We start from the raw sequence: 13,181 nt of genomic DNA, 5'->3' as shown, positions 1-13,181 counted from the left end.
CCCCACCTACGCCTTCCAACGCCAGCACTACTGGCCGTCCCCGGTGCGTGAGCGGGGCGACGTGGTGTCGGCCGGGATGCGCCCCGTGGCGCACGGGGTGCTGTCGGCGGCGATCGGCACGGCCGACGGAGGGCGGATCCTGACCGGTCGGCTGCCCGCAGCGAACCGGGCCGGCTGGCTGGGCGATCACGAGGTCGGCGGTGCGGTCCTGCTGCCCGCCGCGATGGTGATGGAGTGGGCGCTGCGGGCCGCCGACGAGGTGGGCTGCTCGACGATCGAGGAGCTGGTGCTGCAGACACCGGTCGTACTGGACGAGGATGACGCACGCCGCGTACAGGTGACGATCGGAGCCCCGGGGCCCGACGAGCGACGCGAGCTGGCGGTGTACTCCCAGCCCGAGGACGACGCCATCGAGGGCGAGGACGCGTGGGTCTGCCACGCCACCGGGACGGTGAGTCCGCGCGAGGCGGCGCCGACGAGTCTGGCGGGGCAGTGGCCGCCAGCCGGTGCCGAACCGCTCGATGTGACGGGGTGCTACGACCGCGCGGCCGCGACCGGCTTCCGCTACGGGCCTGCGTTCCGGGGACTGCGGGCGGCATGGTCGGACGGGCGGCATCTGTTCGCCGAAGTGGCGTTGCCCGAGGCGGCCGGGAAGCCGACCGGTGACTTCGGCATCCATCCCGCACTGCTCGACGCGGCGCTGCATCCGCTGCTGCTGCTCGGCGGCGACGGCGACGGGCAACCCCGGCCGGACGGTGCCCCGGCCACGACAGCGTCCGATGGGCAGGTCCGGTTGCCCTTCGCCTGGACCGGTGTGTCGCTGCACGCCACCGGCGCGGCCACCATCCGGGTGCGGCTCGCCGCGGAGAACGACGCGGACGGCACCGGAGAGCGGCTGCGGATAGCCGTGGCGGACGCGGTGGGCACCCCGGTCCTCGACGCGGCATCGGTGGTGATGCGACCGGTCGGCGGACGGCAGTGGGATGCCGGTACGGACCGCGGCACACGCGGACTGTACGTCCTGGACTGGCTGCCGCCGCGGGACCCCGGGGCGCTTGGAGGAGAGGCGACGCCTCAGGACACCGGGGACTGGGCCATGGTGGGGTCCGAGCCGCCCGGCCTGGAGAGCCTGCCGGGTGTCCACCGGTGGCCGGACCTGGACGCCCTGGGGGCCGCGATCGACGGGGGAACCCCTGCCCCCGCCGTCGTACTGACCGCCATGCCCGGCCTCACCGATACGGCAGGCGATGACGGGACCGCCGGCGCCGACGACGGGCTGACGGCCGTTCGCCGCGCGCTGGACCTCGCTGAGGACTGGTTGGCACGGCCTGGGCTTGCGGGTGCCCGTCTGGTGGTCGTCACCCGCGGAGCCGCCCTGTGCCCCGACGGACCCGACGGACGTACCGGGGAGCTCCTGGGGGAGGGCGTACGGGCGGATGCCGCCGCGGCTCGCGGAGCCCTGCGCGCCCTCCAGGCCGGGCACCCCGGTCGCTTCACCCTGCTGGACCTCGATCCCCGGCCCGGGACCGAAGCGGACGCCGTCACGGTGCTGCGGCAGGCGGCGGACTCCGGTGAACCGGAGATGGCGGTCCGGGCGGCCCGGGTTCTCGCCCCGCGACTGGTACGGGCCGGCGCCCGGCGGCAGGACGAGGAGCGGGGCCCGGGGCAGGACGGTACGGCGGCGGCCCTGGACCCGGACGGCACGGTGCTGGTCACCGGCGGCACCGGCACGCTGGGCGGCCTGGTCGCCGAGCACCTGGTGCGTACCGGGCGGGCCAGGAACCTGCTGCTGGCCGGCCGGCGGGGCGGCCGGACTCCCGGTGCCGAACGGCTCGTGGAGCGGCTCAAGGACGCTGGCGCCCGTGTCGATGTGGCGGCCGTCGATGTCACCGATGCCGCCGCGGTCGAGCGACTGGTGGCGGGGATCGATCCGGCACATCCGCTGACCGGTGTCGTCCATGCGATGGGCACCCCCCGGGAGGAGAGCGGGCTCGCGGCCGGCTGGGCCCGGGCGGCCGGCGCCTGGCAACTGCATTCCGCCACCGCAGGGTTGCCCCTGGGCATGTTCCTGGTCTTCTCCTCGGCCCAGGCCGTGCTGGGAGGCGCCGGTGCGCCGGGAGAGGCGGCAGCGGACGCGTTCTGCGCCGCTCTGGTCGCCGCGCGCCGGGCCGCGGGCCTGCCGGGAACCTCCGTCTCGTGGGGACCCTGGGCAGCGGCCGGCTCCCCGGACGGGGATCGCCCGAGCGCCGGCACCGATACGGACTCCGCCACTGGCACGAAGGCCGCGAACGGTACAGGCACCGACCCCGGCACCGACACCGGTACGAACGCAGCCACCGACCCCGGCACCCACACCGGTACGAGCGCCGGCATCGACACCGACACCCACACCCGTACGAACACCAGCACCGGCACCAACACAGCCACCGACACCGGCACCCATGGCGCCGGCGCGGGTGTGCGGGTGCTGGGGCCCGGCCGGTTGCCGGCGCTGTTCGAGGCGGTGGTCGGGCAGCGCACCGGGCATCTGGTCGCCGCCAGGCTGGACGGCCGGGTGCTGTCCACCCGCCCGGCGGACGCCCTGCCCGCGGTGCTGCGGGCGCTGGTCCCCGTCCGGGCGGCGGCCCGGACCGCCGTCGCCGGGGCCCCGTCCGCCGGCTGGACCGACCAGCTCACCGGGCTCCCAGCGGCCGAGCAGCGCCGTACCCTGCTCAACCTGGTACGGGTGCAGGCCGCTGCCGTACTCGGGCAGTCCGACCCCAGCCGGATCGAACCGGAACGCGGCTTCCTGGAGATCGGCATCGACTCGCTGACCGCCGTCGAGCTGCGGAACCGGCTCGGCTCCGCGACCGGGCTGCGGCTGCCGGCGACCGTGGTCTTCGACCACCCCAGCCCGGACAGCCTCGCCGGGTACCTGCTGGCCGAACTCGCCCCCTCGCAGACCGATGCGCTCGCTCCGCTGCTGGACGACATCGACCGGCTGGAGCGCGGCCTGCTCGCCGTTCCACAGGACGGCGCGGCGCGCACGGCGCTCGCCAACCGGCTGCGGCTGCTCACGGCACGTCTGGACGGCGTGGACGGCGTGGACGGCCCGGACGTCGGCGGCCCGGCGGACAGCGCGGTGGTCGACCGGATCCAGGAGGCCTCGGCTGACGAGATCCTCCAGTTCATCGACGAGAACCTCGGCCGGAACGCGGCCGACTGAGCAGCGCGCGGGAGGACACACGGTGACCAACGAACGGGGCCGCAAGAAGCTGGCGCTGGAACACTGCCGCCTGATGAGCGCCGGCGACGCGGACGGACTGCTCGCGCTGTACGCGCCGGAGGCGACCTTCGAGGACCCGGTCGGCTGGGGCCCGCGAACCGGACGCGACACACTGCGCGCACACATCGAGAGCGCCATGGCCGGGAACGTGCGCGAGGTCGCGGAGGATCCGGTCGCCGGGCAGGACGGCCTGCATGTGCTCACCCCGGTGACCGCGGTCATGGACTACCGGCCGCGAGGCCCGGTGTACGTCGAACGCGGCTGGCTGCCGGCACCCGAGCGGGCCGAGCCGATGCGCCTGCGCTGCCGGTACATGATGCTGATCCGGGTCGGCGAGTCCGGCCTGATCGAGGACATGAAGGCGTTCTGGGGGCGGGGCGACATCGAGACCCTCGGCTGACCCGCGCACTGATCCGATCCGTCGATCCACGCTGCCGACCCCGCGTCGGAAGCGTGCTGCCTGTGGAGGTGGCCATGCCCGACGAGGCGACGCGCCGCATGATGCCCCTGGAGTACTCCCGGCTGCTGAACAGCGGGGACGTGGAGGGCGTCGTCAACCTGTTCACGGAGGACGTGGTCTTCGAGGACCCGGTGGGACGTCCGCCGCTGCTCGGCAGGGAGGCGCTGCGCAACCACCTGTTCTGGGCGGTGGAGGGCCGGGTGTACGAGGAGCCCGGCCGCCCGGTGACCTCGATGGACGAGCGGTACGTGGTGACTCCGGCGACGGTGCGGCTGTACGCGCCGGAGGAGATGGTCTTCCGGATCGTGGCCATCACCGAGCTCGACGAGAACGGCCGGGGGACGCACGTCAGGGCGTTCTGGGGGCTCACCGACATGACGATGAAGCCGGCGCCCAAGACCGAGGACGGTGTCGGAAGCCGCCCCGACGCCGCACCCGGCACACCGGGCGGGGCGGACGCGGCCGAGGCGGCGGCAAGGCCCGCTTAAGCGGCTCGGTCCACCCTCGTGGTGGACCTCCCGGGCGTGCGGCCCGCGAACGTACGCGGCGACGGCCCGCGAACGGACGTGGCCGCGGCCCGCGAAGGGCGCGGACACGGCAGACCGGGGGGCACCGGCGCACCCGGCACAGGAGGCGGACGCACGTCCGCGCCGCGGCGGCGGAACGGCCCGTACGGGTGAGCCCGTTTCGACAGGGACAGGAGTGCCATGACCAGACCGACACGAGCCATCGTGCTGGGCGGCGGATGGGCCGGCATGCTGACCGCCCATGTGCTCACCCGCCACATGGAGTCCGTGACCGTGGTGGAGCGTGACGTCCTGCCGGACGGGCCGCGGCACCGCAAGGGCCAGCCGCAGGCGCGCCATGTGCACATCCTGTGGTCCAGCGGCGCGCGAATCGTCGAGGACCTGCTGCCGGGGACCGGGGATCGGCTGCTGGCCGCCGGTGCCCGGTCCATCGGCTTCCACAGCGACCTGGTGACGCTGACCGCGTCCGGCTGGCAGTACCGGTTCCCGGCCACCCAGTTCGCCGTCATGTGCACCCGGCCGCTGCTGGACTGGGTGGTCCGCGAACCGATCCTGGCCGCCGGCCGGATCGAGTTGCGGGAGCGCACCGAGGCCGTCGAGCTGGTCGGCGACCGCACCCGGGTCACCGGGGTGCGGGTACGGGAGGTGCCCGGCGGCGAGCCGGAGCTGCTGGAGGCGGACCTGGTGGTGGACGCCACCGGGCGGGCCTCGCGGCTGGGGCCGTGGCTGTCCGCGCTCGGGCTGCCGGCCGTGCCGGAGGACGTGGTCGACGCCGGAATCGCCTACGCGACCCGCCTCTACCAGGCCCCCGAGGGCGCCACCACCGGCTTCCCCGCGGTCAACGTGGCGGCCGACCACCTCACCAAGCAGCCCGGCCGGTTCGGCGTGGTGTACCCGGTGGAGGACGGCCGGTGGATGGTGACCCTGTCCTGCACCCGCGGCGCCGACCTGCCCACCCGCGAGGAGGACTTCGCCTCCTTCGCCCAACGGCTGCGGCACCCGATCGTCAGCGACCTGATCGGGGTGGCGGAGCCGCTGGGGCCCGTCTTCGGCTCCCACGCGGGCGCGAACCGGCGCCTGTACCCCGAGCGGATGGCGGAGTGGCCCGAAGGGCTGCTGATCACCGGCGACTCGCTGGCCGCGTTCAACCCGATCTACGGACACGGGATGAGCGCCGCGGCCCGCGGCGCCGCCGCGCTCGACCAGGAGCTGCGTCGGGCCGGTATCGGCTCCGCCGGCACCCGGCGGATACAGCGGGCGCTCAGCGAGGTCGTCGACGACCCGTGGATCATGGCCGGGCTGAAGGACATCGCGTACGTCAACTGCCGCAACCTGTCCAAGGATCCCCGGCTGACCGGCCCGGACACCGCCGAGCGGCTCAAGTTCTCGGACTTCATCTCCAACAAGTCGATCCGCTCCCCGCAGGTCTGCGAGATCGTGACCAGCGTGCTGAGCCTGGACGCGCCGCAGACCGCGATGGGCTCCACCCGCTTCCTCTCGCTGCTCATGAAGGACACCAGCCACCCCGACCTGGCCGAGCCGCCGTTCCGCCCCGGGGAGCTGGAGCTGGTGGGGCTCACCTCGCCCAGTCCGGCCGGTCGGGGCGTCCTCGATTGACCGGCCGCCCGAACCGACCCTCGGGACCGCGGAGATAGGGAGGCCCGTCCGATGGCGAACGACCAGCGGCTCGTCGAAGCGCTGCGCTGGACGACGGCCGAGCTGCACCAGGCGCGCACCCGGCTGCGGCAGGCGGAGACGGCGCACCGGGAGCCGATCGCGATCGTGGGGATGGCCTGCCGTTTCGCCGGCGGGGTACGCACCCCGGAGCAACTGTGGGAGCTGCTGGACGGCGACCGCGACGCCATCACCGGCTTCCCCACCGACCGCGGTTGGCAGTCGGACCCCCAACAGCAGGACCATCAGCTGGACGGGCAGGATCAGCAGGACCAGCACCGGCAGGACGGGCAGCCGGCCTACCCCCAGCGGGGCGGCTTCATCGAGGACGCCTTCGACTTCGACGCCGAGTTCTTCGGGATGAGCCCACCGCAGGCGCTGGCCACCGAACCGCAGCAGCGGATGCTGCTGGAGACCGCCTGGGAGGCCGTGGAGCACGCCGGGATCGACCCGCACCGGCTGCGCGGCAGCGACACCGGTGTGTACGCGGGCGCCACGGCGCATGGCTACGCCGCCCGGCTGGACCGGGCACCGGCGGACCTCCTGGGCCACCTCGGCAACGGCTCCGCGGGCAGCCTCGCCTCCGGCCGGGTGGCCTACACACTCGGTCTGCAGGGCGCGGCGGTCTCGCTGGACACCGGCTGCTCCTCGGCCCTGGTCGCCGCGCACCTGGCCTGCCAGGCGCTCCGGCAGCGCGAGTGCTCCCTGGCGCTGGCCGGCGGGGTCGCCCTGTTCTACACACCGGGCACCATCGCGGTGACCGGGAGCACCCCCGGGATGCTGGCCGCCGACGGCCGCTGCAAGCCGTTCGCGGCGGACGCCGACGGCATGGTCTACGGCGAGGGCGCCGGCATGCTGCTGCTGCAGCGGCTCTCCGACGCGCAGCGCGACGGCCGCCGCGTCCTGGCGGTGATCCGCGGCTCGGCGGTCAACCAGGACGGCGCCACCACCGGTCTGGCGGCGCCCAACGGCCCCTCCCAGCAACGGGTGATCCGCGCCGCCCTGGACGCCGCCCAGCTGACACCGGCCGAGGTGGACGCGGTCGAGGGCCATGGCACGGGCACCGCGATGGGCGACCTCATCGAGGCCCAGGCGGTGCTGGCCACCTACGGCCAGGAGCGTCCGGCCGACCAGCCGGTGCTGCTGGGCAGCAGCAAGCCGCACCTCGGGCACACCCAGGCCGCGGCCGGGGTGGCGGGGATCATCAAGATGGTGCAGGCCCTGCGGTACGGGGTGCTGCCCGCCACCTTGAACATCGACCGGCCCGCCCCCCATGTCTCCTGGTCCTCCGGGGCGGTACGGCTGCTGACCGAGCGGACCGACTGGCCGCGCCGCGCCCGGCCGCGCCGCTGCGGGGTGTCCGCGTTCAGCGTCTCCGGCACCAACGCCCATCTGGTGCTGGAGGAGCCCCCCGAGGCGGGCGAGCCGGCGGCGGGTGCCCGAGCCGCTTCCGCGCCCGGTGACGGCGTCCGCCGCGGACCCGCGCCCCTGGTGCCCTGGGTGCTCTCCGCACGCGGCGCCGCGGCGCTGCGCGCGCAGGCCCGGGCGCTGTCCGACCGGGTGACCGCCGATCCCGCACTCGACCCGGCCGACATCGGCTGGTCACTGGCCACCACCCGCTCGGTGTTCGAGCACCGGGCGATCGTGCTGGGCGCGGACCGGGCCGATCTGCTGGCCGGACTCGACGCACTCGCCGCCGGAGCCGAACACCCCGGGCTGATCAGGTCCGACGGCGCGGTGCGCACCGGCCTGGGCACGATCGCCCTGGTCTTCAACGGCGACGCCGCGGAAACCGGCGACACATGGGAAACCGGTGAGGCCGCGGAAACCGGTGAGGCCGCGGAAACCGGCGACGTCCCGGCCGGTGACCCGGTGCCCGCGCACCGACCCCGGCAGCCGGGGCCGGGCGCCGAACTCCACGCGCGCTACCCCGTGTTCGCCGCCGCGTTCGACGAGGTCGCCGGGCTGCTCGACGCCGAGCTGAAGCACCCGCTGCGACCGGCGGCCGAACCGGGGCTGCCCGAGGACCCGGTACACACCCGCGCCCGGGCGTTCGCGGTACGGATCGGCCTGCTGCGGCTGCTCGCCGCGGCCGGCGTCCACCCCCAGGTCGTGATCTGCTACCCGGAGGGGGCCCTGGCCGCCGCGGTGGCGGCCGGTGCCATGGCGCTGCCGGACGCCTGCCGGCTGCTCGCCGAGGGAGACGGCCCGTACCCGCCGGACACCGTGATCGCGGCGCTCGCCGCCGGGCGGCAGCCGGTCACCGCGGTCAGCGGACTCACCGGTGAGCGGATCGGCACCGCCGAGCAGTGGGCGGCGCAGCTGGGCGAGTGCGCCCCGGCCCTCCGGACGGACCCCGCCGAGCGGGCGGGCGCGGTGCTCGCCGCCGCGGGGTCCGAGGTGGCGGCGCTCCTGGAGCTGGGCTCCGACCGCGCGCTCACCGGCACGCCGCCCGGCCGTACCGCCGACCGGACCCCGCCGCTGCCGCTCCCGCTGACGGCGGCCGGGCATCCGGTGGGGCAGACGCTGCCGCGCGCCCTCGCCCGGCTGCACGCCAGTGGCACCACCATCGCCTGGAGCGCCCTGTTCGGCGGCGATCCGGCACCGCGCACCGTGCCGCTGCCGGCCTATCCCTTCCAGCGCCGGCGCTACTGGCTGTACGACCAGCCCCTTTGAGAGACCTGAGACACCCGAGGAAGGTGCTGTATGGAACCCGTCGCAGAGCCCACTGAGGACAACGAACTGCCCGCCCGCCTGGCGGCCGCGACCCGGGAGGAACGCGCCCGGCTGCTGCGGCAGACGGTGCTCGGCCGCGCCCAGGAGATCCTCTCCCGACCGCAGATGACAGAGGAGAGCAACTTCCTGGACAACGGGCTGACCTCGCTGACCGCCCTGGAACTGGCCAAGAGCCTGATGAACGGCACCGGTCTGGAGGTCCCGCTGGTGGCGGTGGTCGAGAACCCCACGCCCGCGCTGCTCGGCACCTACCTCACGGAGGTGTACGAGGCGGACCTCGACGAGGGCGAGGGCACCGCGGGATAGCCCGCCCGGCCGCACCGCCGTCGCCGGGAGCCCCCGGAGCCCGAGTCCCCCCAGCCGCCAGAACCCCGTCGAGGTGAGGGATCCGCCGTATGGATCTGTCCGTTCCGGTAGATGACGAAGTGACGTTGCGCGTCCGGCACCGGCCGGGTGCCGGTGGCCGGCCGTTCCTGCTGGTGCACGGCCTGGGGTCGAACGCCCGGATGTGGGACGAGGTCGCCGACCGGCTCGCGGACGCCGGCCACCCGGTGTACGCGGTCGACATGCGCGGCCACGGCGACTCCGACGCGCCCGAGGACGGATACGACAACGCCACGGCGGTCGCCGACCTGGCCGCCCTGTGCCGGGCCGCCGGACTGACCGGGGTGCTGCTGGCCGGCCACTCCTGGGGCGGGAACGTCGCGATCCGGCTGGCGGCCGAGCACGCCGAACTGGTCACCGGGCTGGCGCTGGTGGACGGCGGCTGGGTCGACCTCACCGAGACCGCCAGCTGGGAGACCTGGGCCGCGCACGTCTCCCGGCGGCGCCCGGATGCCACCGGGACCACCCCGGAGGCCATGCGGGACTTCCTGCGCGCCCTGCACCCCACCTGGTCGCCGACCGCCATCGAGGCGAACCTGGCCGACCTGCGGGTCGGGCCGGACGGCCTGCTGGCGCCGCGACTGCCCACCGCCCGCTTCCTCTCGCTGGCCCGCAGCCTCTACGAGGACCCGCCGGCCCGCTGGTACCCCCGGGTCCGGGTGCCGGTGATGCTGCTGAACGCCATCCCCGCGGCCAGCCCGTCCTGGGCGCGGTGGGTACGGCACTGGGCGGCCACGGCAGAGGCGGCGATACCGCGCACCGACTCCCGCTGGTACCCGGACACCGACCACAACCTGCACGCCGAGCACCCCCAGCGGCTCGCCTCCGACCTGCTCGACCTGGCCCGCACCGTGGGGCCCCTGCTGCCGGCGCGGTCCTGACCATGGCCGGCGACGAGCGGAAACTCCTCGACTACCTCAAGCGGGTGACCGCCGACCTGCGGGACACCCAGCGCCGGCTGAAGGAGATCGAGGCGGCCGGCCACGAACCCGTCGCGATCGTGGGCATGGGCTGCCGCCTCCCAGGCGGCCTGTCCTCGCCCGACCAGTTGTGGGACCTGGTGTCCGCGGGCCGGGAGGGCATCGGCGGCCTGCCCACCGACCGCGGCTGGGACCTCGACGCCCTGTACGACCCCGACCCGGACCACCCGGGCACCAGCTATGTGCGGACCGGGGGCTTCTGCCGGGACGCCGACCGCTTCGACGCCGCGTTCTTCGGCATCAGCCCGCGCGAGGCGGTCACCATGGCCCCGCAGCAGCGGTTGGCCCTGGAGGTGTCCTGGGAGGCGGTCGAACACGCCGGCATCGACCCGCAGTCGCTGCGCGGCAGCCCCACCGCCACCTTCCTCGGCTGCGACGGGCTGGACTACATGCTCGGCCCGGGCCGACCGCCCGAGGGAGCCGCGGGCTACCTGACCACCGGCAACTCGCCCAGCGTGGTGGCCGGCCGGGTCGCGTACACCCTCGGTCTGGAGGGCGCGGCGGTGACCCTGGACACCGCCTGCTCCTCCTCGCTGGTCGCCATCCACCTGGCCTGCCAGGCGCTGCGGCAGCGGGAATGCACCCTGGCGCTGGCGGGTGGCGCCTACATCATGTCCTCGCCCGCGCCGCTGGTGGGCTTCAGCGAACTGCGCGCCCTCGCCCCGGACGGGCGGTCCAAGGCCTTCTCCGCCGACAGCGACGGCATGACCCTCGCCGAGGGCGTCGGCGTGCTGCTGCTGGAGCGCCTCTCGGACGCCGAGCGCAACGGGCACCGGGTACTGGCGGTGGTGCGGGGCTCCGCGGTCAACGAGGACGGCGCCAGCAACGGGCTCACCGCCCCCAACGGGCCGGCGCAGCAGCGGGTCATCCGGCAGGCGCTGCACAACGCCCGGCTCGCCGCCTCGGACGTCGACGCGGTCGAGGCGCACGGCACCGGCACCAGCCTCGGCGACCCCATCGAGGCCCAGGCGCTGCTGGCCACCTACGGCCAGGACCGCCCGGCGGACCGCCCGCTGTGGCTCGGCTCCGTCAAGTCCAACATCGGGCACACCCAGATCGCCGCCGGCGTGGCCGGGGTGATCAAGATGGTGATGGCCATGCGCCACGGGGAGCTGCCGCGCTCACTGCACATCGGCGAGCCGACCCCGCACGTGGACTGGGGTTCCGGGGCGGTGCGGCTGCTCACCGAGCCGGTGGCGTGGCCCCGGCACCAGCGGCCCCGGCGGGCCGGCGTCTCCGCGTTCGGATTCTCCGGCACCAACGCGCACCTGATCCTGGAACAGGCACCCGAAGAGGCGGAGGACCCCCGCCCGACCGCCCGCCCCGCGGAACCGCCGCGGGTGGTGCCGTGGATCCTGTCGGCCCGCGGCGAGGCCGGGCTGCGCGAGCAGGCCCGCCGGCTGAGCGGCCTGGCGGCCGGCGCCGACCATGACCCCGCCGCGGTCGCCTGGTCGCTGCTGACCACCCGCGCGCGCTTCGAGCACCGGGCCGTGGTCGCCGGCCGGGACGCGGCCGAACTCCTGGCCGGTCTGGACGCCCTGGCCGCGGGCGACCCCTCGCCGGGACTGACGACCGGCACGGCCGGCGCGCTCGGCCCCGGACCGGTGCTGGTCTTCCCCGGACAGGGCTCGCAGTGGCTCGGCATGGGCGCGGAACTGCTGGACGCCTCACCGGTGTTCGCCGACGCGATCGCGGACTGCGAGCGGGCCCTGGCGCCGTACACCGACTGGTCGCTGACCCGGGTGCTGCGCGGCGAGCCCGGCGCGGCCGACCTCGGCCGGGTCGACGTGGTGCAGCCGGCGCTGTGGGCCATGATGACCGCCCTCGCCGCGGTCTGGGCCCACCACGGGGTCCGGCCCGCCGCCGTCGTCGGCCACTCCCAGGGTGAGATCGCCGCCGCGTGCGTGGCCGGCGCCCTCTCCCTGGAGGACGCCGCCCGGGTGGTGGCACTGCGCTCGCGGGCGCTGCGGGCCCTGGCCGGCCTGGGCGCGATGGCCTCGCTCGGCGTGGACCGCGACACCGCCGCCACCCTCCTCACGGAACTGGGCGAGCGCGCCCGGGAGGTGGTGGTCGCCGCGCTGAACAGCCCCTCGTCCACGGTGGTCTCCGGCCCACCGGACCAGGTGGCCGCGGCCGTCGCCGCCTGCGAGGCCGCCGGCGCGCGGGCCCGGACCATCGAGGTGGACTACGCCTCGCACGGCCCCCAGGTCGACCGGATCGCCGAGGAGGTCCTGGACCGGCTGGCCGGGGTGAGCGCGACCGACACCGAGGTCGCCTTCTACTCGACGGTGACCGGCGGGCCGCTGGACACCAGCACCCTGGACGCCGACTACTGGCTGGCGAACCTGCGCCGACCGGTATGCCTCAGCACGGCGGTCGACGCCCTGCTGGCCGCCGGACACCGGGTGTTCATCGAGGTCAGCGCGCACCCCGTACTGATCCCGGCACTCCAGCAGAGCTGTGAGGCGGCGCAGGTCGACGCGGTGGCGGTACCGACGCTGCGGCGCGGCGCGGGCGGCCCGGCGCAGCTCGCCACGGCACTGGGCCAGGCGTTCACCGCCGGGGTCCCGGTGGACTGGCGGCCCTGGTTCGACGCCAGGCCCGCGCCCCGGACCGTACCCCTGCCCACCTACCCCTTCCAGCGGGAGCGGTACTGGCTGGATCCGCCGCCGCGCGCCGTGCGCACCGACGACCGGCAGGACCCCGCCGAGGCCGAACTGTGGACCGCGGTCGAAGAGCACGATCTCGACGCGCTGACCCGCACCCTGGACCTGGTCGGCGACCCCGACCGGGTCCAGGCCCTGCGGCCCGCCCTGCCGATCCTCGCGCGGTGGCGCCGGGACCACCGCGAGCGGCGCACCCTGGAGTCCTGGCGCTACCGGATCCGCTGGCAGCCGCTGCCCCAGGCCGCGCCCCCCGCCCTCAGCGGCAGCTGGCTGCTGCTCCGCCCGGCCGGCCACGACGAGCACCCCGCGGTGCGGACGGCCACCCAGGCGCTGGCCGAGCACGGCGCCCAGGTCCGTACCGTCCCCGTGGACACCCGCGACCCGGACCGTACCGAGCTGGCCGGGGGGTTGGCCGCGCTGGCCGCCGAGGAGGCCCCGGCCGGTGTGCTCAGCCTGCTCGCCCTCGACGAGCGCCCGCACCCCGCCCAC

The 13,181-nt window shown here is 75.4% G+C and carries 8 protein-coding genes; all 8 read left to right on the top strand.

The features are described from left to right. On the top strand, window positions 1–3,205 hold a 3,205-nt coding region (locus E4099_RS34860; RefSeq protein WP_135340347.1), incomplete at its 5' end, for a KR domain-containing protein. Window positions 3,206–3,227: 22 nt separating this feature from the next. Further along, window positions 3,228–3,665 (top strand): nuclear transport factor 2 family protein, encoded by a 438-nt coding sequence (locus tag E4099_RS19290; protein WP_135340346.1) that lies wholly within the window; start codon window positions 3,228–3,230, stop codon window positions 3,663–3,665. A 74-nt stretch (window positions 3,666–3,739) separates the two neighbouring features. After that, window positions 3,740–4,213: a nuclear transport factor 2 family protein gene (locus E4099_RS19285; protein WP_135340345.1), complete on the top strand. Its 474-nt coding sequence runs from the start codon at window positions 3,740–3,742 to the stop codon at window positions 4,211–4,213. A 219-nt stretch (window positions 4,214–4,432) separates the two neighbouring features. Continuing rightward, on the top strand, window positions 4,433–5,869 hold the full coding sequence (locus E4099_RS19280; RefSeq protein WP_135340344.1) for an NAD(P)/FAD-dependent oxidoreductase: 1,437 nt from the start codon (window positions 4,433–4,435) through the stop codon (window positions 5,867–5,869). A 51-nt stretch (window positions 5,870–5,920) separates the two neighbouring features. Then, window positions 5,921–8,602: a type I polyketide synthase gene (locus E4099_RS19275; RefSeq protein WP_135340343.1), complete on the top strand. Its 2,682-nt coding sequence runs from the start codon at window positions 5,921–5,923 to the stop codon at window positions 8,600–8,602. A 30-nt stretch (window positions 8,603–8,632) separates the two neighbouring features. Then, a complete protein-coding gene (locus E4099_RS19270) occupies window positions 8,633–8,968 on the top strand; it encodes an acyl carrier protein (RefSeq protein ID WP_135340342.1) in 336 nt (111 codons plus the stop codon). 89 nt (window positions 8,969–9,057) lie between these two features. After that, complete coding sequence (locus E4099_RS19265) at window positions 9,058–9,927, top strand: alpha/beta fold hydrolase (protein ID WP_135340341.1); 870 nt, start codon at window positions 9,058–9,060, stop codon at window positions 9,925–9,927. Between the two features lie 2 nt (window positions 9,928–9,929). Beyond that, window positions 9,930–13,181 (top strand): type I polyketide synthase (locus tag E4099_RS19260; RefSeq protein ID WP_135340340.1); only part of this gene is annotated, 3,252 nt, incomplete at its 3' end.

The sequence above is a fragment of the Streptomyces palmae genome (genome assembly GCF_004684805.1).
Lineage (GTDB): Bacteria > Actinomycetota > Actinomycetes > Streptomycetales > Streptomycetaceae > Streptomyces > Streptomyces palmae.
This window is presented reverse-complemented; position numbering and strand designations above follow the sequence as displayed.